Annotated in this window: 20 protein-coding genes and 1 tRNA gene; 6 read left to right on the top strand and 15 right to left on the bottom strand. The window is 38.7% G+C overall.

What is annotated here, in order from left to right; genetic code table 11:
• Nucleotides 1–266: 266 nt before the first annotated feature.
• From JKG61_RS04555 to JKG61_RS04540, 4 genes are all read right to left on the bottom strand, one after another.
• Nucleotides 267–791, bottom strand: coding sequence for a DinB family protein (locus tag JKG61_RS04555; RefSeq protein ID WP_202101794.1), 525 nt, complete (start codon nucleotides 789–791; stop codon nucleotides 267–269).
• A gap of 213 nt (nucleotides 792–1,004) precedes the next feature.
• A complete protein-coding gene (locus JKG61_RS04550; protein WP_202101793.1) occupies nucleotides 1,005–1,940 on the bottom strand; it encodes a siderophore ABC transporter substrate-binding protein in 936 nt (311 codons plus the stop codon).
• Between the two features lie 32 nt (nucleotides 1,941–1,972).
• Nucleotides 1,973–2,923: an iron chelate uptake ABC transporter family permease subunit gene (locus JKG61_RS04545; protein WP_202101792.1), complete on the bottom strand. Its 951-nt coding sequence runs from the start codon at nucleotides 2,921–2,923 to the stop codon at nucleotides 1,973–1,975.
• A complete protein-coding gene (locus tag JKG61_RS04540) occupies nucleotides 2,920–3,939 on the bottom strand; it encodes an ABC transporter permease (protein WP_202101791.1) in 1,020 nt (339 codons plus the stop codon). Before JKG61_RS04540 ends, JKG61_RS04545 begins: the two co-directional genes overlap by 4 nt.
• Nucleotides 3,940–4,022: 83 nt before the next feature.
• Here JKG61_RS04540 and JKG61_RS04535 point away from each other — a divergent pair, with 83 nt between their 5' ends.
• The gene (locus JKG61_RS04535; RefSeq protein ID WP_202101790.1) at nucleotides 4,023–5,012 is read left to right on the top strand and encodes a helix-turn-helix domain-containing protein; all 990 of its coding nucleotides are present in this window, start codon (nucleotides 4,023–4,025) and stop codon (nucleotides 5,010–5,012) included.
• A 43-nt stretch (nucleotides 5,013–5,055) separates the two neighbouring features.
• Here JKG61_RS04535 and JKG61_RS04530 read toward each other — a convergent pair whose 3' ends face one another.
• Nucleotides 5,056–5,766 (bottom strand): hypothetical protein, encoded by a 711-nt coding sequence (locus JKG61_RS04530; RefSeq protein WP_202101789.1) that lies wholly within the window; start codon nucleotides 5,764–5,766, stop codon nucleotides 5,056–5,058.
• Between the two features lie 227 nt (nucleotides 5,767–5,993).
• Between JKG61_RS04530 and JKG61_RS04525 the strand changes: the two genes are divergently transcribed.
• On the top strand, nucleotides 5,994–6,617 hold the full coding sequence (locus JKG61_RS04525) for a hypothetical protein (protein ID WP_202101788.1): 624 nt from the start codon (nucleotides 5,994–5,996) through the stop codon (nucleotides 6,615–6,617).
• Nucleotides 6,618–6,749: 132 nt separating this feature from the next.
• Here the strand turns inward: JKG61_RS04525 and JKG61_RS04520 are convergent.
• Nucleotides 6,750–6,823, bottom strand: a tRNA-Met gene (locus JKG61_RS04520).
• 241 nt (nucleotides 6,824–7,064) lie between these two features.
• Here JKG61_RS04520 and JKG61_RS04515 point away from each other — a divergent pair.
• The 3 genes from JKG61_RS04515 to JKG61_RS04505 all read left to right on the top strand — a co-directional run bounded on the left by JKG61_RS04515 (nucleotide 7,065) and on the right by JKG61_RS04505 (nucleotide 10,255).
• Nucleotides 7,065–7,442 carry an START-like domain-containing protein gene (locus JKG61_RS04515; protein WP_202101998.1) on the top strand — a complete coding sequence of 126 codons (378 nt, stop codon included), beginning with the start codon at nucleotides 7,065–7,067 and terminating at the stop codon, nucleotides 7,440–7,442.
• Nucleotides 7,443–7,508: 66 nt separating this feature from the next.
• The gene (locus JKG61_RS04510; protein WP_202101787.1) at nucleotides 7,509–8,966 is read left to right on the top strand and encodes an LptF/LptG family permease; all 1,458 of its coding nucleotides are present in this window, start codon (nucleotides 7,509–7,511) and stop codon (nucleotides 8,964–8,966) included.
• A gap of 74 nt (nucleotides 8,967–9,040) precedes the next feature.
• Nucleotides 9,041–10,255: a bifunctional 3,4-dihydroxy-2-butanone-4-phosphate synthase/GTP cyclohydrolase II gene (locus JKG61_RS04505; protein ID WP_202101786.1), complete on the top strand. Its 1,215-nt coding sequence runs from the start codon at nucleotides 9,041–9,043 to the stop codon at nucleotides 10,253–10,255.
• Nucleotides 10,256–10,312: 57 nt separating this feature from the next.
• On the opposite strand, the gene JKG61_RS04500 is transcribed toward JKG61_RS04505, so the two are convergent.
• The 6 genes from JKG61_RS04500 to JKG61_RS04475 are packed head-to-tail and all read right to left on the bottom strand — an operon-like array spanning nucleotide 10,313 to nucleotide 14,573.
• Complete coding sequence (locus JKG61_RS04500; RefSeq protein ID WP_202101785.1) at nucleotides 10,313–10,810, bottom strand: outer membrane beta-barrel protein; 498 nt, start codon at nucleotides 10,808–10,810, stop codon at nucleotides 10,313–10,315.
• Between the two features lie 7 nt (nucleotides 10,811–10,817).
• Complete coding sequence (locus JKG61_RS04495) at nucleotides 10,818–11,369, bottom strand: CopD family protein (RefSeq protein ID WP_202101784.1); 552 nt, start codon at nucleotides 11,367–11,369, stop codon at nucleotides 10,818–10,820.
• A gap of 54 nt (nucleotides 11,370–11,423) precedes the next feature.
• Complete coding sequence (hemE, locus tag JKG61_RS04490) at nucleotides 11,424–12,458, bottom strand: uroporphyrinogen decarboxylase (RefSeq protein ID WP_202101783.1); 1,035 nt, start codon at nucleotides 12,456–12,458, stop codon at nucleotides 11,424–11,426.
• Between the two features lie 6 nt (nucleotides 12,459–12,464).
• Complete coding sequence (locus tag JKG61_RS04485) at nucleotides 12,465–12,980, bottom strand: hypothetical protein (RefSeq protein ID WP_202101782.1); 516 nt, start codon at nucleotides 12,978–12,980, stop codon at nucleotides 12,465–12,467.
• Between the two features lie 8 nt (nucleotides 12,981–12,988).
• Nucleotides 12,989–13,708 carry a response regulator transcription factor gene (locus tag JKG61_RS04480; protein WP_021068929.1) on the bottom strand — a complete coding sequence of 240 codons (720 nt, stop codon included), beginning with the start codon at nucleotides 13,706–13,708 and terminating at the stop codon, nucleotides 12,989–12,991.
• Entirely contained in the window at nucleotides 13,698–14,573 is an 876-nt protein-coding gene (locus JKG61_RS04475) for a sensor histidine kinase (protein WP_202101781.1), read from the bottom strand. Before JKG61_RS04475 ends, JKG61_RS04480 begins: the two co-directional genes overlap by 11 nt.
• A 200-nt stretch (nucleotides 14,574–14,773) precedes the next feature.
• On the opposite strand from JKG61_RS04475, the gene JKG61_RS04470 reads away from it, so the two are divergent.
• Nucleotides 14,774–15,475: a YjjG family noncanonical pyrimidine nucleotidase gene (locus tag JKG61_RS04470; RefSeq protein WP_202101780.1), complete on the top strand. Its 702-nt coding sequence runs from the start codon at nucleotides 14,774–14,776 to the stop codon at nucleotides 15,473–15,475.
• Nucleotides 15,476–15,501: 26 nt separating this feature from the next.
• Here JKG61_RS04470 and JKG61_RS04465 read toward each other — a convergent pair whose 3' ends face one another.
• From JKG61_RS04465 to JKG61_RS04455, 3 genes are all read right to left on the bottom strand, one after another.
• Entirely contained in the window at nucleotides 15,502–16,602 is a 1,101-nt protein-coding gene (locus JKG61_RS04465) for an SGNH/GDSL hydrolase family protein (RefSeq protein ID WP_202101779.1), read from the bottom strand.
• 11 nt (nucleotides 16,603–16,613) lie between these two features.
• Nucleotides 16,614–17,423 (bottom strand): 3-keto-disaccharide hydrolase, encoded by an 810-nt coding sequence (locus JKG61_RS04460; protein WP_202101778.1) that lies wholly within the window; start codon nucleotides 17,421–17,423, stop codon nucleotides 16,614–16,616.
• Nucleotides 17,424–17,565: 142 nt separating this feature from the next.
• Nucleotides 17,566–20,058 (bottom strand): outer membrane beta-barrel family protein, encoded by a 2,493-nt coding sequence (locus JKG61_RS04455; RefSeq protein WP_202101777.1) that lies wholly within the window; start codon nucleotides 20,056–20,058, stop codon nucleotides 17,566–17,568.
• Between the last annotated feature and the right edge of the window lie 57 nt (nucleotides 20,059–20,115).

The following is a 20,115-nucleotide window of genomic DNA, read 5'->3' as shown; positions in this document are numbered from 1 at the left end:
AGCCCTTGGTATAGAATCAACCAAAGGGTATAATTATTATTAAGAATAGATTTATTATTGCCGCATAATGGCACAAAGGTATTAAAAAGAAAGCTTAACATCAAAACACTGCTAATCTCAACAAACAATGACGATTGATTTTTCGCGTAGAGATTGGCCATGCTCTTAAGTCGCACTTCAAGCCTTTCTCTAGAGTACTACTAAGAAAGGCTTAGAAGTTCGGAGCTTTTTTGTCAGGCTGTGGTTTGCATTAGCAGCCCCCGCACTTACACCTTATAATCATTTAACAGAGTTTTAATTTGCTTGAGATGATGGATAGGATGATACCCCATTAAATAGAAGATCTCCCTAATATTCATTTTACCTAACAAAGGGTGTGGAATAACGAGAAGATCCAGTTCATCTTCTTCATAAAGTTCCAACAGAGCACTTATTTTTTCGAGATCGCTGCGAAGTGACGTAATAATAGTCTCTTTTTGTTCAAAGCTGACTTCCGCAGGTGGCAAAAACTGTTCAGGTGCTTTTAGACTTGTCTTTGCGTAGTTATCCAAAACAGTCTGATAAGACCAAGTGGATCTATCCAAATCGCCAAACTTTTGAACCAGGTATTCTTTTGAAACCAAAGCTTTAGTAAATGGAACAATAGTGGAGCCTACATGATGTAATTGTTGCCCCGCTGTCCATTTTCGACCTTGGGTATAGAGATATCCCTCTTCTTCCAATTGATCTATATAGTCTACTAGGATTTGATGGTTTTTTACAAATGTCTCAATTAATTGGCACTTTGTCATATTTATTAAGATATGTTATCTGATTAGCTTTTAAAAGTAATCATAATGACTGTCATATACCAAAATAAAACTTTCGTGACTGTTGGTGATTTTCATTGAGCCGGATGAAGAGCGCTCATTGATGCCTTATAATATAGTATCGAATCAATAACAAAGGCACTTTCAGAAAAAAGCTCCAAGTTTCTTCACTTGGAGCTTATCTATTATTCTTTATTATAAAGCCCTATCTACTTCATCGATCATTCTGTTGATAGAGATTACTCCGCCACCTGCTAAATACCATGTTTCCGAATCTAAGTACACAATCTTTCCATTTTTAAACGCATTTGTGCGTTGGATCAATTTGTTCTCAACTTCCTCTTTGTTTAATGGAGTATCACCAATAGCGGCACTTCTATCCACGACAAATAAGATATCAGGATTGGTTTCTGCAATAAATTCGTTAGAGGTCTTCGTGCCATGAAGATGCGTATCTAGACCTTTTGCAGCTTCCTGCACACCTAGAATATCGTGGATAAGACCAAAGCGTGAACCACTGCCATAAGCACTAAAACGTCCTTTGTTATGTAATACGACTAAGGCCTTTGCATCAGATTTCCCTGCTTTTTCTTTGACTGATGCAGCCTTGTCCTTGATAGCGGCTAAGGAAGCTTCAAACTCTTTTTCCTTACCGAAGATCTTACCCAGGTTAGTGGTATTTTTCTCCAATGCACCGAACTGGTCTTTTGTATCCCAAACAGGAATAATAGTCGGGGCAATTTTAGAAATCTGTTCATAGGAATCTTTAAGCCTTCCTCCGATAATGATTAAATCAGGATTCAGCTCATTCAATTTTTCGATATTAGCCTCAACCAGATTACCCAGGTCAGCAATACTCTCATCGTCCTTATATTTTGAAAGATACTTTGGCACTCCTGTTTTGGGGATACCTACCGGCTTTACGCCTATAAAGTCTAAGTTTTCCAATTGACTAAAGTCCAATACGACTACTCTTTGGGGATTGACCGGCACATCTACCGTTCCCAACTCATGAGTTATGGTGACTTTATCGTTAGACTCTTCACCCTCTGCTTTTTTTTGACTAGCATTATTACAGCTCGTAAAAGCAAATGTTATCGCCAACGCGAATAAAAAAATAGATTTTTTCATATGTGATATAATTTATTTAAACAGAATTAACATTATATTTTTTTGACTTTTAGCAATAGATACAGAAAATATACCCCTCCTACCAGATTGATAATTGTACTAATAGGCGTAGAAAAATTAAGTATTCGCTCCATAATGAACTGCCCTCCGACAATAGCAACGATAGACACCAGACAACAGGCCGGAATAACCAGTCCATGGCGCTGCGACTTGATCAGTTGGTAAGTTACATTGGTCACCAATAATCCTAAAAAGGCGATTGGTCCAATTAACGCAGTAGAAACCGATACAAGAATAGCAATGATAATAAAGAAGGTCTTCACCACCTTAGGGTAATCCACTCCAAGACTAATTGCCTGATCACGTCCCAAAGCGAGTACATCGAGATACCTATTCATTCGGAAACCGAAGAGCAAAACGATGATCAAAATACCTGTAGCATACCATAGCAAGCTTTCATTTATCTTATTGAAAGAGGCAAACATCTTTCCCTGAATGATGAAAAAGTCATTGGGATCAATCAATAACTGCATAAAGGAGCTGAACGTATTGAACAAAATCCCAAGTACCAGTCCCACCAGTAGCAACAAATACATATTGTTGCGTCCTCTTCTATAAATCAGAAAATAAAGCAGAAAGGAAAATCCGATCATGAATAGAACCGACAGCAAGAAATTGTCAAAACCATTAAGAACACGAAAAGTCATATCGCCGTATACAAACACGATTATGGTCTGCAATAGCATATAGACTGATTCAAATCCCATAATAGAGGGGGTTAAAATCCTATTGGCAGTGATCGTCTGAAAAGCAACAGAAGAATAAGCAACACAACAAGCTACGACAAGCATTGCGACCAACTTGATGGACCTTAATTCTAGCGCAAACCGCCAACTAGTCCCAAGATTATAACCTAAGAATAAACCTATAATAATAAGGGCCAATAATAGTAATAGCAAAACTCTCTTCTTGTTCTCCTTCATTTCTTACGCAATAAAAGAAGGAGAAATAGTATACCTCCGATAAAACCAACGACCATACCTATCGGAACCTCGAAAGGGAAAATGATTACCCTTCCAATAATGTCACAGATCAGCAGGAAAATAGCTCCCCACAGCGCAACAAAAGGAAGAGTTTTCTTAATATTATCGCCATATACCATACTGACTATATTCGGAACGACCAATCCCAGAAAAGTAATAGAACCGGCAATGATAATGACAGTACTAACCGTTAAGGAGACACATAATACGCCAATGTTCATAACAGCTTTGTAGTTCAGTCCGAGATTTTTGGAGAAATCCCGCCCCATCCCTACAACGGCAAACTTATTGGCATATAGATAAGTGACTATTATCGCAGGTAGACTGACATAAATAAGCTCGTACTGTCCCTGCAAAATACCAGAAAAATCGCCCATCATCCAAGCATTCATGTCTTGCACTAAATTATGATTGACGGCAAAAAAAGTAGCAATGGAGTTCAGAATACCTCCAAACATAAGTCCCACTAATGGAATAAAAATAACGTTGCGGAATCGTATACGCTCTGTAATAAACAAGAAGAGCAAGCTTCCCAGGAATGTAAAGCAGAAAGCGAAAGCTCCTTTTACAAGCATACTAGATGCTGGAATAAGAAACATCCCTGCCAATAAGCCCACCTTGGCTGCTTCTAATGTCCCAGCTGTAGTGGGTGACACAAATTTATTCTGTGTCATCTGTTGCATAATAAGACCACATACACTCAATCCGATTCCAGCTAGTATTAACGATATGGTTCTTGGTATACGACTCAAAGACACGATAGAAATCTTGTCCATATCCCATAGAAGAATATCTGATATAGAAATATCGGCCACTCCTACAAATAGAGAGAGTATAGAAAAAAATAATAAAACGAATATAAGTAGTGTTGTCTTCAACTCCTTAGCCCAGTATTTGAAACAATTAACAGAATCATTACAATGATATGCCTTAAAGCTATTCTTATTAAGACTCATTATAAATATATTTGCAAAGCTAGATTTATCTAAATGCAAGAGGTTAACAAAACAGGATGATTATTTAATATAAAAGGATTAAAATGAGGCTTTCAGCAAAGTTGAAACAGGTTGACAGGTATTATATCCAAAAGGAAATAGACGATGCCTATAACAGGTCTACCCTACTGGACGAAAGTGAAGTTGACATTGTAGAAGACAGAATAGGCCAAATCACCTACAAACAGATGTCCTGCGGGGGCATGTTGTTAATTGATGTAACAATGACCCTGCAACAGGTTATGACGGATATCTTCAAGATAGACGGTGAAAGCGTAATGATGGAATTTATGTTTGACTCTAAAATAGAAGCCGATATTGATAAGCTAACACACTCTACATGGGATCTAGCCAACACACATAATATAACCTTCTCTAAAAACTACCACGGTCGGTTTAAAATGCCTCCAAACATCCCTGTTCAGTTTCTAATCATCATCCTCTCTAAGGAGTATTATTTTAACCTCATTCCGAAAGACTATATACTGCATCAAGAGTTTGTAAATAATATCTTCGAGCAAAAGACAGCTACGCTCTCCAAGACGATGCTGCAGTTCAACCCATATATACATGCAGTCATTCACGAAATAAGGTCATGCACTAGAAAAGGAGAGTTAAAACGCCTCTATATTGAGAATAAAATACAAGAGCTCCTCCTATTGCAACTCGAAATAAACCAAAAGCAGCACCTTTTATATAATAAATCAGGCTTGAATGACCGGGATCATAGAAAGCTCCTAGAAGCCAAAAATATATTAGATATCGGTTTTAGAGATGCTCCGGGGATTCCGGAGCTTGCTCGAATGAGCTATCTCAATGAGTTCAAACTCAAAAAAGGCTTCAAATCCTGTTTTGGCATGACGATAAAGAGCTATGTGATTTCTTTACGGATGAGACATGCCATAGATTTATTGAATGAAGAGAAACATAGTATAACCGAAATCGCCTACCTGTGCGGATACAATGGCATTGTACAGTTTTCTACTGCCTTCAAAAATTTTTACGGTTATGCTCCGAGCTATGCAATAAGATAAATTCGAAGGAGTCAACCATTCAGATGCTAGCATCCATTTTCTCCTAAGGTTTGTTGAGATATCCCCTTAATGATACTCCACCATGTGTCCAATTATATTGATCGCTATGTAGTGTACCTATCGGAAATGCAATATAAGGTTCAATAACAACATTGAATTTCTTCAAAAAAGAAGGGCTTAATCTTCCTGATAACCTAGCGAAACCTAAATAGGTATTGTTTTTATACACAGAATCCTCATAGCTAGATTCCCGACGTTCGCTGACCAATCGTCTTGTTGAATCCGCCGATGATGTGCTAACAGGTTCCCATTGGTAAAATTGTAGGGTTTCCCTACGTCGCTCGGTTATGACCTTAGAAGGAGTTACTCCCAATGAAACAGAAAAATTTTCAGAAACTGTATAATTCAACAAGACAGGAACCGAGATCATACCTACCGTGTGACGTATTCGGATATGCATTGTATCTGCTTCTATTTCCTCTCCCACCGTTAAGCGAGAATAACTCGCTCTCAACTCCCCAGAAAGCCAAGTTGACAAAGGAATCTTAGCAGATAAACCGTCTCCAAATGAGAAACCTTTACTCGAAAAAGCAGAGTTGACATTAAGCCCTACGTTTATCTTACTGATATCCGCACTATTCCCGATCAATGGTCTGAGATTTGGAAACTTCAACCGCTTCGATTTCTCGGATGCGCCAAAGAATGGCATCTTTCTCTCCTGAATATCTTCGGGAAAAGGAATGGTATGATGCATGTTTTTCGGAATCCGTTCTTCGATGTGAATCGGAAGCCACAGCCCCCATAATCTCTATCCTGTTTTGGATTACCTGAATATTGATGTGAAATATATTATCATAAAAAGCCAGACAACGGCGAAATTGGTTGATGAGAACCTATCCGGTATTATCGGAACGGTATTGTAGCATTTTCACAATAATCACGTTCATTTTGATATAAGTTAACTTTAAATTTTTATAAACCATGAGACAAGTTTATCTATTTTTTGCCGTGCTTATTCTTACAGCCTGTTCCAAGGAAGAAACCTATGGCCCATTTAATTTAAAAGATGGACAAGAAGTTGAGTTGTTTGTTAGCCATCGTTACGGTGCAGTCGGTGATGGCCCTTTAATAATGCCTCAGAATGCATCTCCACAACTTTCACTTTCCGCATTCGATGAAAGAGAACCCGGCTATGATTATCATGTAAAGGCGAAAATGGTAGCATATAACGGGCCTCGAATGCAGGATGGTGGCCCTATGAGCCATCTTAAGTTTATCGAAGTTATCCGAAAGGAAAAATATGAGGGTAATGAAACTTTTGAACTTGAACTCATTCAGTCCTATATCCCTGGAGGACCAATAATTGTTCTTCTCAAGGAAGAAGATAAATACTTTTTCATCTCAAACATTCAGCTCACTTACAATGACACTGAGATAGAAAGTCAATTGGAGAAAATTTGGGAGAACTGGGAAGAACTTCGTCAAAAAGCTAAAAATAGAATTCCTGCCGAACCTAAATGGAAATCCATTCGGGCAACAGTAACCCATGATCCAGATAATTTTGGTCGGGCGTATCGGGTACATAGCCTAAAACTTATTGAGTGAAAAGACATCTTATTTACTCCTGCCCTAATTTGAAATTTAAACGGAGTTAAAGACTACTCCCTTTATATATTGAATATAGAGTTAATACCTATAAACGACAAAAGCTCCAAGTTTCCTTGAAGCTTTATCTAGTAGCGGGGAGCAGGATCGAACTGCCGACCTCAGGGTTATGAATCCTGCGCTCTAACCATCTGAGCTACCCCGCCGTTTCAGTGATGCAAATATAGCAATAAGGAACTATTTTCAAAGTAATTTTTTAGAGATTTTAATAATTTTATATCCCTTAGAAAAGCTGTTTAATGCAATTATCTAAAAATGAAAGCGCTAACATGTTGACAACTTTTTGATTGTTAACAAATTTTATTCCACTTCGTATACTTTTAGAATAAAAATATGTATTATTACAGAAATCAAGTAGAAAAAGTTAAACTAAAAAGTGATTTATCTATGTCAGAAAAAACTAAAATACACCTAGAATATATAATCAACTCTTCTCCTCGTATTCTTTACCCATACCTAATAGAGCCAAATGATCTTTCTCAATGGTTTGCTGATGATGTAATTTATCACGATGGGGTTTACGAATTCATTTGGGATGGTGAATCTCACCGGGCAAAGCTAGCTATTTATAAAGAAAACAAATACGTTAAGTTTAAATGGATAGATGATGAGCCTCATTTTTTTGAGCTTGAAATTATTCAAGATGAGCTCACGAACGATGTAGCTTTAGCGATTACTGACCATGCTAAAGACGAAAATGTAGAGGATCGAAAAAAAATCTGGGATAACTCGATAAGCTACTTACAAAGTGTAATTGGTGCTTAAAATTCTGTATCTTTGTTCATCATGCATAGCCTCATGTAAAGCTAACAAGGCTATGCTTATAGATACATGAAAAAAGTACATAAATTAATATTACAAGCATTCATTAAGCCATTTATTGTCACATTCTGTATTGTGATGTTTGTGCTTTTGATGCTTTTTTTATTTAAGTATATCGACGACCTTATCGGAAAAGGATTCGAGTGGTATGTAATTATGGAGCTTATAGGCTATCAATGTGCCGTACAGTTGTCCATGGCTCTCCCACTTTCTATGCTTCTCTCTTCAATCATGACTTTTGGCAATCTAGGAGAAAGCTATGAATTGGTCGCCATAAAGGCCGCAGGCGTTTCATTACGAAAAGCCATGAGCCCTCTATTTATTCTCGTTGGCTTATTTGCCGGTGGCTCATTCCTATTTTCAGACTATATACTCCCAGTCGTAAACCTAAAAATGGGTTCCTTATTATGGGACGTCCGCAATAAGAAAGCCGATTTTTTAATCAAACCAGGTATCTTTAACAGCACTATCCCTGGATATGCCATTCGTGCAAAAAGCAAAAGTAAAGACGGGACTGTACTCTATGACCTTACTATTTACGATAAATCTAAAGGTAATGCAGCAAGTGATGTTTTAGTCGCCAAAGAGGGATATATGTATAATTCACGTGATCAGAATTTTATGATCCTAAAACTTATCGATGGAGTCCGATATGAAGATTCACGTGCCGATAATGCAAAAACATACGACCCTCGTCAACAGTTTACACGTTTTTATTTTAAAGAGACGGAAACAAAGTTTAATATGGATGCGTTTGAAATGAAACGTACAGACGAAAATCTTTTTAAACAACACCATCAAATGCTAAACCTGCGTCAACTAAAACTCAAATCAGACACTAATTTAATGGAGCTAGATAGTGTCTCAAAGATAAGCTCGCAAGAACTGAAGCACAATATTCTTTTTACCTCCAGGTATTACAATGAAGGTATACGTGGGAATGCAAAAATAAAAATCAACGGTGATATAATATCTTATATCCCAGAATCGAATAGAAGAAATGTAGTTAGTAGTGCATTAGGACAGATCCAACAATTCAAAGACGGAACATTCAATAGATCTACCGAATACCAAGGACTGATTGACAAAGACATTCGCTATGATATTGAATATCACAGAAAATTCACTCTTGCTGTATCCTGCCTTCTTCTCTTTGCAATCGGAGCCCCTTTGGGCGCTATTATCAGAAAAGGCGGACTAGGAGCTCCCGTGGTTATATCCATTATATTCTTCCTTATATACCACATCATCTCGACAGTAGCGGAAAAATCTGCAAAGGATGGTGCTATGACTCCTTTTTGGGGAATGTGGATGGCTATAATAGTGCTCAGCCCTTTAGCGGCTTTCCTCACCTACAAATCCACTACGGATTCTGCACTATTTGATATGGACCAATACAAGATCAAAGCTCAACTTGCTCTGGAGTGGGTTAAAGAAAAACTAAACATCAAAAAACAAAAGGTTTAATACCAATTTTGACTTCTTGGTTATTAAAAGAACAAAAATCAAATATACCTTTGTAATTGAAAACTAATATATCAATGGATATAAAATTAAACACAATCGAAGAAGCCATTGAAGACATCAAGGCTGGAAAAGTAATCATTGTAGTAGACGATGAGGACAGGGAGAATGAAGGCGACTTTATTACTGCAGCTAGAAATGCTACCCCTGAAATAATAAACTTCATGGCGACACACGGACGCGGATTGGTGTGTGCACCATTATCGGAAGAGCGTTGTAAAGAGCTCAATCTGCATCCAATGGTAGGCCAAAATACAGCTATATACGAAACTAATTTTACCGTTTCTGTGGATCTTCAGGGATATGGTTGTACAACAGGAATATCAGCTTCAGATCGTTCAAAAACTATAAAAGCGTTAATAGACCCTAATATTAAACCTGAGGAATTGGGGCGTCCAGGTCATATATTCCCATTGATAGCCATGGACGGAGGCGTTCTACGTCGTACTGGACACACCGAAGCAACTGTCGATATAGCAAGACTTGCAGGCTTCGAACCCGCAGGCGTATTGGTAGAGATCCTCAAGGAAGATGGTGAAATGGCACGGCTACCCGATCTACTTGAAGTCGCCAAACGATTTGATCTCAAAATCATTAGTATAGAAGATCTAATCGAGTATCGTCTAAAACATGATTCCTTAATAAACGAAGAAGTATCCGTAAAAATGCCTACGGCCTACGGAGAGTTCCAGATGAAGGCTTTTACCCAAAAGAATAGTGGAGAACAACACCTTGCTATATACAAAGGCGAATGGAAAGAAGATGAACCGGTATTGGTACGTGTACACAGTTCTTGTATGACTGGAGATATATTTGGCTCATGCCGCTGTGACTGTGGCCCTCAGCTGCATAAGGCTATGGAAATGATCGAAAAAGAGGGGAAGGGTATCATTGTATACATGAACCAAGAAGGACGCGGTATTGGCTTAATCAATAAACTTCAAGCCTACAAATTGCAGGAAGAAGGTGTCGATACGGTAGATGCCAATATCCAACTGGGATTTAAAGCAGATCATAGAGACTATGGTGTAGGCGCTCAGATACTCCGCCATATGGGAGTTTCGAAAATGAGACTAATGTCCAACAATCCTACGAAAAGAGCTGGCCTAGTAGGTTACGGTCTCGAGATTGTTGAAAATGTGCCTATCGAAATAGAGCCCAATGTTTACAACGAAGAGTATTTAAAAACTAAACGAGACCGAATGGGACACACCATTCTCAAAAATATATAAATAAAAAAAGAGGATTTGATCCTCTTTTTTTATGATTAATATCTCTTCATAACAGATTTACCATAGGTGATAGCGAACACCCAATGTCACATAATTGGGCTTAAATTTTTCATCAGTCGTTATATACTTCACTTTATATCCGCCATAAACAGATAATTTAACCGGAGAAAAGTAATAACTAACTCCTAGTTGCCCATTCAAAACGAACAAATCATCTTTGACCAACTCATAGTCTATTTCTTCCTCTTTCTGAAAACGGACAAACTCTTCAGCAACACCAACTCCTAGAAAAACATTAAAATCACTGTTGCGCTTATTTAAGAATGAAAATAGGTAGTCTGCTCCTACGGATACAAAACTACTTCTACCATGCACTTGAGCCTGGAGTGCGCTTCTATTGTTCAAATCATATTTGGCCTGTACACCAAAGCTATTCTCTCTAGCAGCTTTTACATTAACATCCCCATAAAAACCGAATGCCCAATTATGCTCTTGCCCAAAAGCAACCGATGTAAAGACTACTATTGTTATAAATGTCAGAATTCCTTTTATCATATCACATCTAATCTACGTGTTCTCCTTTTGATTTACGGTATTTTTTATAAAGTTTGATCAAAAACATCAACAGTATAGCTAAGAATAAAATTCCAACCACGCCATATATCCAATTGAAAGCCGATTTTAAGATAACAACAAAAACAATCGCAAACACGAGTATGGTAGCGACTTCGTTCCATAACCTTAGCTGATGTGACGTCCATGTTGATTTTTCATCTCTAAGTGCAAACATCAACCTTTGTGTCCTAAAATGGTAAAAAACCAGACCAACAACAAACAAGAGTTTGACATGCATCCATCCCAACGTCAACAATCCAGGACTCGTGTAAAGCATCAGTAATGCTGAAGCTATTGCAATATACATTGCCGGAGTAGTAATCACCCACCATAGACGGTTTTCCATTAATGTAAACTGATTATGCAAAATTTGATATTCTATCTCCCCTTTTCCTTTTGCTTCGGTATGATAGATGAAAAGTCGAGGCATATAAAATAATCCCGCCATCCAACAGATCACAAAAATAATATGCACCGCTTTTGCATAGAGATATATCATAGCACAAAAATAAAAAGGAAAAATCAAATAATTTTTCCTTTTCTTATCTAATCCTTAGTATCTGAACTCTCTTATGACTTCCACTGCGTATTTGACATGGTCAAATGGCATATCAGGCATAATACCATGTCCCAGGTTACATATAAAGCCGTTTTCACCACGCATTCTTTCGAACAGCTCATGAATCTTAGCTTTGATCACCGGTTTGTCGGCATACATAATAAACGGATCTAAGTTTCCTTGGACAGCGATGCCTGCAGGAAGACTCTTCTTGATATTCAGCAGATCCGCATTCCAATCGACAGAAATAACATCAGGGTTACTCTCAGCCATTACAGGCGCGAATACAGATGCTCCTTTCGCAAATGATATTACAGGTACTGTACGCTTCAGATTTGCTAAGATATATTTATTATATTTATGCGAGAATGTATGGTAGTCATTCCATGACAACGCGTTAGCCCAGCTATCAAAAAGCTGAACAGCATTAACCCCAGCATCGATCTGCATATTTAAATAAGCAATTGTAAGATCTGCTATTTTCTGAAGAATAAGGTGTGCCAATTCAGGCTCGTTATTCAACATTAACTTCGTTAACTTAAAATCTCTAGAAGATCCACCCTCTACCAAATAACTCAAGATAGTAAATGGTGCACCTGCAAATCCTATTAATGGAATCCGTCCATCAAGACGTTGTTGTATAACATGTATAGCATCGGCTACATATTGTAGCTTGTCGAGACAATCGACAGATAAGTTTTCGGCATCCTTCCAGGTACGAACAGGATTCGAAAAACGAGGTCCTACCCCTTGCTCAAAAGAAAGATCTCCTCCCATCGCTTCTCCAGTGACGAGGATATCCGAAAATAAAATGGCAGCATCTATACCTAGAAGATCAACTGGAAGCATGGTCACATCCGCAGCGATCTCTGGAGTTTTACACATCTCCAAAAAGCTGTACTTATTTTTAATTTCCCAATACTCTGGCATAAAGCGTCCTGCTTGACGCATCATCCATACCGGAGGTCTCTCTACTTGCTGCGAAAGCGCAGCCTTGATAAACAAATCGTTCTGTAAAATTGTACTCACTATATTTTAATTATATTTTTTTACGTCTTCTTTAATTTTTGCAACAATATCACTCTGCCTGTGCGTCAAAACTAATTTATCCGTTAGTTCTAAATACGCGTTCACACGATCATAATCTTGCTTTCTTAGATTAATATTAGCCAAATTGATCAAGACCATTCCTTTTTCATTATCTCGACGCCAAGGCAGCCTCGAAGCCAACTGAAAATGATACTCCGCTTCTTCGATATTATTATTTTTCAATGCTAGATTGCCCTTCATAAACTCGTAAAAGTTTCGTCGTCCCTTACGAAGGGTATCAGGATTTTTAATCTCAGCCAACAGCTTTTCAGTTTGTTCATAATCTTGTCTATGGAATGCCTGCGTTGCTAGAAAAACTGTCCCCTCTCTATACTGGCTCCATATAAAGTAACCAATAATTCCTAACAAATAGATACAAACGTTATAGTGCTTAAAAACAACAGCATAGGCCAATCCAATAATGGCTATGCCTATGATTATCATTCGGCGCCTTGTATTCATAAAATATATTATTCGGCTTGACCGTCCGTATTATCTGTAAATTTATAACCGACCCCTCTTATCGAATGAAAATAAATAGGATGCTTTTGATCGGGTTCAAAATACTTTCTAAAAGTCAGAATAAAATTATCAATCGTACGTGTAGAAGGGTACACATCATAGTTCCACACGGTTTCTAAAATCTGCTCTCTGGAAACGGCCTCATTACGTCTTTCGATGAGTAACTTTAGGAGCATAGTTTCCTTTTTTGTCAACGAAGTGACGGTGCCATCTGCCAAGTGCAACTCGTAGGAATTGAAATAAATAGTCTTGTCGCCTATGGTATAAGAATTGAGTTCCTTTAATTCGTCTCCTTTCATTCCCCTACGGATCAAGTTACCGACGCGTAAGATTAGCTCTTCAAGGTTAAACGGCTTTACCAAATAGTCATCCGCTCCCTTTTTTAAACCTGTAATACGGTCCTCACTGCTATTTTTAGCCGTTAGGAACATTATAGGCACTTCAGTATTCTGAAGACGAATAGTTTCTGCAACCTGAAAACCATCGATTTCAGGAATCATTACATCCAAAATAATCAGATTGAACCGTTCTTCTTTGAAGATTTTCAAAGCCTTTTTACCATCGGTTGCCGTTGTAACACGGTATCCTTCCAGTTCTAAATTTAATTTGATGGCCTCCAACAAGTGTTCCTCGTCTTCGACTAAGAGTATCCTTTGCTTAGCTTGCATAATTTTCAAATGTTACTTCAAAGATGCTTCCAGAAGGTTTGTTATCCATCACCTTAATTGTAGCATCATGTTTTTGCAATACAGATTTCACTATATATAACCCCAAACCAGTTCCCTTGGCTTTACGGGTAGATTCATTTCCTACACGGTAAAATTTATTAAAGATAAGTCTCTTTTCGTCATCTTGTATACCAGCTCCATGATCGGCAACAGAAAACATAAGATCATTATCCTTTTTCTTCAAGCTCACCTCTACATTAGCACAAGGTGGCGAGTATTTGACTGCATTCTCAACAAGATTGGTCACCACGTTGGTAATCGCAAACTTATCAGCATGTAAGACAATACCTGGTTCGATCTGCGGTTTGATAATCTCGGATTTGCACGCATTTTTTTGAAGTCGATCTAAAATCTCTTCAATCAATTCCGAAAAATCAAAATCCTCTTTAGGTAGAATAAAAGTCCTGTTTTCCAGTTTGGTAGCCAACAAAACATTTTCCACCAAATAATCAAGACGTTCGATATCTTTCAACGAGTTGGACAAAAAAGTTTTCTGTTGTTCACGATCCAAGTCCCGCTTCAATATAGTCTGTAAATAAAGCTTAACAGAAGCCAAAGGAGATTTTAGTTCATGTGTTACGGAAAGCAAAAAATTCTGTTGTTGTTGCTGGTAGTAGCGCTCACGTTCCAAATGCTTTTTCAGCTTGATTACAGCTAAAACAAAAATTGCTATAAAAATCAACCCCTCACCAATAATCATCCCCTTTCTGTCCGGCACATGTTTTATAAACATATATCCCCACCCAATTAATTGGCAAAGTGCATATAGCGCCAGTAGATAAAACCAAAAGAGTGCTCTTCTCATAAATGCAATTTCAACAAAAATAGGCAAATACACGGGCATAATAAAATAGCCCTTGTTTTATGACACTAATAAGAAAAAGACGCGGCATATCTTCCGTTAAAAAATATAATTGATCGAAAGAAGCTACTAAATCCAATTAGACAATTAGACAATTAGAGCGATTATATTGTCTGCTATATTGAATTTATGTAGGTTTGTACATGTTCAATCAAAAAAAAGACATATTCTTCGATCTAGATCATACAATTTGGGATTTTGACAGAAATGCAGAAGAAACATTACACGAACTCTACATAACATTTCAATTTGACCGGCTTTTTGGAAGCAATCGCGCAGACTTATTTATTGAAACCTACACGCTGAACAACCATCGCGTATGGGCCCTGTACCATCATGGCAAGATAGACAAGCCCACCTTAAGGAGATTAAGATTTGCAGATACCTTCACACAGCTCGGTGTCGACCCAGCACTATTTCCCCTTGCTTTTGAAGAACAATACCTCAAAATATGTCCTACGAAGACAAATCTATTTCCCAATGCGCACGAGACACTCGCTTATTTGCAGGATAAATACAATCTTCATCTGATATCAAATGGATTTAAAGAAGCCTGTGAGCTCAAATTAAAACATAGCCGTCTAGAGCACTACTTTAAAACAGTTGTTATATCAGAAATATTTGGAGTTAACAAACCAGATCCTCGAATCTTTGACCATGCTATAAGTAATGGCCAAGCCGAAAAAACAACTTCTATTATGATCGGTGACAATGTTGACGCAGATGTACGGGGAGCACAAAACGCAGGTCTAGAAGCAATATACTTTAACAGTACTGGAGCAGATAAGCCAACAGATGTACACTATATGATCAGGGATCTAAAAGAGCTAAAGCATATTTTTTAAAATAGAGAAGGGGTATATCCCCCCTCTTATTTTAATATTTTCTTAAGCAATCGAATATAGGCCTGTGCTATCTTGTCCATACCATAATCATTAGGATGAGCAGAGTCCACAGTAGAATTGATATCCAAAGCAATCTCTCTACTATCTAGCCAATATAGTTTTTTGTCCCCCTCTTTTACTAACTTATCAAAAGTAGTTTTCCCCACGTATGTAGACTTTTCGTAAGCAACTAGTGTCCCGCTATTCATAACCCCTGGAGTAAATGCAGAACTATGTCCTGTAAGAATAATCGGAGTTTTTGGGTGCTTCGCCCGAATAGTTTTGACTGCTCCAACAATCAATGAATCCAATTGCCTTTCGCTTCGCTGAGGAGTTATTATTAAATTAGGAAGACAATCCAAAACATATACAGCTGCATCTTCTAGAGCGATCAAATCCAACAAAGGCTGCTCCAAACGTCCATTCCCTGAAAATGCCAGATTGACAACTTCATTATCCAAAGAACGTCCCACTATATTTGTCCAAGCCATCCCCGGTCGCGACACACAGGCCCCTTGTGCAATAGAAGTCCCGTAAACAACAATAGGAGCTTGCTTTCCTTTATTATCCACAAAAAAAATCTGCTCTGCTTTATCTACCCCTATTTCTAGCCACTTTACAGTATTGTACAACGGTAGGTACAAACGGTATACTCCTGCTTTATTTTTGCCGATATTACTAAAAGTATACTGGATTGTGTCTTTGAACTGATAACTACCATGTGCCCAGCGCCATATATTACCTTCCTTCATATATAAATCGACCCCACTGACACCCGTCGTCGGCATATGTGGCATGTTTAGATCTCCAGACACCCCATAGCGTACCACTATAGTATCAGCATCTGTACGGAAGTCAACGTATACGCCAGCTGCATTTTGCCCCAAATTCCAGACAGCATCCCGGACCTGTCCTTGTAATCGACTCGGAAGGCGGCCAAGCGAGACTTGAGTATGCATCTCTTTAGTCCTCCCCTTTAGAGCCTCAGCCTCCACAGGATAAAACATTCGTTCGACCTGCGCAAATGCATCTTGTAAACAGATTAAAAAAAGGAAAGCACATACAGTTATGGCTCTCCATCTTGCCATGCACATTCTCATTAGCGCAATACCTTTACAGTCACATTACGATACCATACATCGTCTCCATGGTCTTGAAATCCGATCACCCCTGGCTCAGCGCCCACTTTAGAAAGTAATTCAAAAGCTAGAGGCCACTTGTCTTGGCTGAATTTACTAGATTGCAACAGTTTTTCCCACTCGGGGGTTCTAATTGTATATTCCACAACCTTCTTGCCATTCTGAAAATGTTGAACTTTCTCTCCTTTCACAACAATTTTCGACTTGTTCCACATTCCTACAGCTTTCGCATTTTGAGGTTTTGCAGGAATCATATCGTACAATGAGGCCGATTGGCGATTCCCATCAATACCTTTACTAGCGTCAGGATGTTTATCGTTATCCAGAATCTGGTATTCCGGACTTGATATATAAATCGGTTGACCTTTGACTTCTCTAGCTAGAAAAAACACACCTGAGTTACCGGCTTCTGAGATCTTCCATTCAAACTCCAGTTCAAAATCTTTGAAATCATGAGCAAAAATGATATCCCCACCTTCAGGCTTATCAACACTAGGTTTTTTAGAAAATTTGAGTGCGCCGTCTTCTATATTCCATTTATTAGGAACATACGTCTTATTATAGCCACGCCACCCCTCCAATGAACTACCATCAAACAGCACGTAGGCTCCATTTTTGGCTTTCTTAAACTTTGTGAGATCTACCTTTGGCAAGTTCATCAATTCATAAGTCGGAGCAACCGCTTGGAAGCTCTTTTTGCCCTGCGCATGCGCTACAGAAAAGGAGAACATCCCAATCATTAAGCAAGCTGACATAAAGCTGTTTTTCATTAAAGTATTTTTTATTTTATGGTCATCAAATTACCCAAAAGTCGTCCAAAACAATTCAGGTTCAAATCTACAATCACAATTCTATCAATAAATATACAAATACTTAATGTAATTCCTACACTTAGTAGTCTAAAAGAACAGTCTAATAACCGCCCATGTTTTCATCGGAAGGCATGTCTTCATTTTTCTTTCTGCCTTTAGTCAAATCCTGTACACCGAAACGATAAGAAAACCCTAGGGTAAATGTTCGCTTAGACCATCTAAAATATCGATCGGAATATTGTGATGGGAGATAACTATCACCACCAAACTGTCTAGAATCAAATAAATCACGAACATTAAACGTGACACTGCCTTTCCCCTTCAATACATCCTGCTTTAACGCTAGATCTACCCCCTTCATGGCTTTCATCCGGCCTTGTAAGCTATTCATTGGAGCACGATAATCGCCACGCAACTGAAGAGAGGTCAATTTTGCCAACTTGAGGTTTGTCGTTAGATTCGCATTCCAAGAGAGTCCGTCAGAAGAACGAACGTTATACCCTTCATTCGGTTCTATTTTAAAGTAAAAAACATTCCCATTGGCAGTTATATCCCACCAAGAAAAGATATTCACCTTAGACACGACCTCAAACCCTGCATTGTTTCTAGAACCTATGTTTTGCCAACGCATAAAAGTAGCATTGGGGTTATCAGCCAAATAGATAGCTGCTAAAGAATCATTTTGATCATACTGAAACGGTTGCGTAACATCGTTTATACGGCGGTAGTAAGCCGAAGCAAGGAAATTCCACCCCGAATAAAACTTTGCAAAACTCATCTCTACAGCATGGATATCTTCGGGCATCAACTCCGGATTACCTTGTCTAAAGTTCGTCTCGTCCGATAAATCTACGAAAGGATTGACCTGCCAGCCCCTTGGACGTTGTACCCGTCTAGAATAACTCAGCTGCACCTTATCACCTTCCGCGTTAACATCATAAGTTAAAAACAAACTCGGATATACTCGAAAGTAATCGAGCTTGCCTAGCGTCACATCTGTACCTTTATTAATGAGAGATGGGTCATAACTACGGATAGTCGTATTTAGAAAAGCATCCTCCGCACGCAGTCCTAATTGTAGCCCTATTCGTTGAGATAACATACGCTGATAGTTAGCGTACAATGCATGGACACCCGATTTCATATTAAAATCATTGTTTACCCCATAATCAGGTTCAAACACTCCTTCTACTAATTTATCCGAACGTTGTCCTTCATCCGATGAGCGTAATATCGTACGGTACCCAGCTTCGAATTTATGGTTCTCGCCCAATGGCAAAACATAATCCAGTTGAAAATTCCAATTCCGGCCACTTTCATTGGTTGCATTTTTACGTCTACTTTCGGAGATAGTAGAAGTCTTATCGTAGCGCTGTATATAGTCATTCGTACCATCCTCCTTGTCATAACCATAAGTTACATTAGCCGTCAACTCCTCTCCTTCCCTACGTAGGGTGCGCTTAAAATCAAAACTGATATCATATCCCAGATCCTCTTCTTTCTGTCTGGATTCACGGGAACTAGAACTGCCATAATCAGGGCGGTTATAGTAGTTGTAAAGAATATCTTCCCCTCTTCTATTATCCCTCAAACTCAAATTGGCTCCTACTCTAATCGTCGTCTTTTCATTAGCATAATAATCCGTCCCTAAACGAAAAGAATTATTTATTCCCTTTCGGAATGTTTCTGAGTTCGATTCGGTGATTTCACTGTTATCCTGTTGCAAACCGTCAAACAGCTGTACCGTACGTACGCCACCCTCGCCTACATTACGGCCATGCCTATAATTATATCCTCCAAAATAATTAAACTTACGGTCCCTATAATTCAACGTAACCCCCGCATTATAATTATCGTAACTACCGACAGAAGCATTTGCCACCCCATTAAAGCCAGTGCGGACATTCTTCTTCAACACGATATTGATAATTCCGGATTGCCCTTCCGCGTCATACTTTGCCGAGGGGTTGGTAATGATTTCGACCTTAGCAACGGCATCAGCCGGTAACGACTGAAGCAATTTATTAACATCAGAACCTGCCATAGCAGACTCTTTGCCATCTATCAAAATACGAACACTGTTAGACCCTCTCAAACTCACAGAACCATCCATATCCACCTGTAATGTGGGAACATTGGCGAGTAAATCCTGCGCCGTACCACCTACACTAACCATACTTTGGGAGACATCAAACACCTTTTTATCGATTCCCAACTGCAATTCGGGCAGACGCCCCTTCACAACAATCTCGTCCAGCTGGCGACCACTCTCAAAAAGGAATACAACACCGATATCGTTTGTCTTATTAGCAGCTATTACCACACCTTCCCGTTCATAATCAAGCATTCCTACAAAACTGATCTTTACAAGATAAGTACCGGCAGGCAGTCCATCAATAGAAGCGACTCCGTTACCATCCGTCTGCCGTCCCTTTACAGGCGCCTTTGAAACAGCGTGCAACAACGCGACACTGGCTCCAAGAACAGGCTCTTTGGTCAACTCCTCTACGACAGTGACTTTAAACTGGCCTTGTTGCGCATATATAAATAAAGGAAGGGCAAAAAATAGGGTAAATAGTAATTTAAGTTGCATAGCTTAGATTGCGTTCGTAAGCTACAAAAATGGAGAATAAAACAGAATAAGGGACTA

This window comes from Sphingobacterium faecale (genome assembly GCF_016746095.1).
Classification (GTDB): Bacteria; Bacteroidota; Bacteroidia; order Sphingobacteriales; family Sphingobacteriaceae; genus Sphingobacterium; species Sphingobacterium faecale.
The sequence above is the reverse complement of the archived record's forward strand: the minus strand, read 5'-3'. Positions and strand labels throughout refer to the sequence as shown.

What these genes read in the sequence shown, in the direction of transcription:
- JKG61_RS04485 (WP_202101782.1), bottom strand. Translation starts at nt 12,980, where the DNA reads ATGAATACAAGGCGCCGAATGATAATCATAGGCATAGCCATTATTGGA.
- JKG61_RS04510 (WP_202101787.1), top strand. Translation starts at nt 7,509, where the DNA reads ATGAAAAAAGTACATAAATTAATATTACAAGCATTCATTAAGCCATTT.
- JKG61_RS04525 (WP_202101788.1), top strand. Translation starts at nt 5,994, where the DNA reads ATGAGACAAGTTTATCTATTTTTTGCCGTGCTTATTCTTACAGCCTGT.
- JKG61_RS04550 (WP_202101793.1), bottom strand. Translation starts at nt 1,940, where the DNA reads ATGAAAAAATCTATTTTTTTATTCGCGTTGGCGATAACATTTGCTTTT.
- JKG61_RS04480 (WP_021068929.1), bottom strand. Translation starts at nt 13,708, where the DNA reads ATGCAAGCTAAGCAAAGGATACTCTTAGTCGAAGACGAGGAACACTTG.
- JKG61_RS04465 (WP_202101779.1), bottom strand. Translation starts at nt 16,602, where the DNA reads ATGGCAAGATGGAGAGCCATAACTGTATGTGCTTTCCTTTTTTTAATC.
- JKG61_RS04555 (WP_202101794.1), bottom strand. Translation starts at nt 791, where the DNA reads ATGACAAAGTGCCAATTAATTGAGACATTTGTAAAAAACCATCAAATC.
- JKG61_RS04455 (WP_202101777.1), bottom strand. Translation starts at nt 20,058, where the DNA reads ATGCAACTTAAATTACTATTTACCCTATTTTTTGCCCTTCCTTTATTT.
- JKG61_RS04530 (WP_202101789.1), bottom strand. Translation starts at nt 5,766, where the DNA reads ATGCATCATACCATTCCTTTTCCCGAAGATATTCAGGAGAGAAAGATG.
- JKG61_RS04495 (WP_202101784.1), bottom strand. Translation starts at nt 11,369, where the DNA reads ATGATATATCTCTATGCAAAAGCGGTGCATATTATTTTTGTGATCTGT.
- JKG61_RS04470 (WP_202101780.1), top strand. Translation starts at nt 14,774, where the DNA reads ATGTTCAATCAAAAAAAAGACATATTCTTCGATCTAGATCATACAATT.
- JKG61_RS04540 (WP_202101791.1), bottom strand. Translation starts at nt 3,939, where the DNA reads ATGAGTCTTAATAAGAATAGCTTTAAGGCATATCATTGTAATGATTCT.
- JKG61_RS04460 (WP_202101778.1), bottom strand. Translation starts at nt 17,423, where the DNA reads ATGAAAAACAGCTTTATGTCAGCTTGCTTAATGATTGGGATGTTCTCC.
- JKG61_RS04505 (WP_202101786.1), top strand. Translation starts at nt 9,041, where the DNA reads ATGGATATAAAATTAAACACAATCGAAGAAGCCATTGAAGACATCAAG.
- JKG61_RS04500 (WP_202101785.1), bottom strand. Translation starts at nt 10,810, where the DNA reads ATGATAAAAGGAATTCTGACATTTATAACAATAGTAGTCTTTACATCG.
- JKG61_RS04545 (WP_202101792.1), bottom strand. Translation starts at nt 2,923, where the DNA reads ATGAAGGAGAACAAGAAGAGAGTTTTGCTATTACTATTATTGGCCCTT.
- JKG61_RS04515 (WP_202101998.1), top strand. Translation starts at nt 7,065, where the DNA reads ATGTCAGAAAAAACTAAAATACACCTAGAATATATAATCAACTCTTCT.
- JKG61_RS04535 (WP_202101790.1), top strand. Translation starts at nt 4,023, where the DNA reads ATGAGGCTTTCAGCAAAGTTGAAACAGGTTGACAGGTATTATATCCAA.
- JKG61_RS04475 (WP_202101781.1), bottom strand. Translation starts at nt 14,573, where the DNA reads ATGAGAAGAGCACTCTTTTGGTTTTATCTACTGGCGCTATATGCACTT.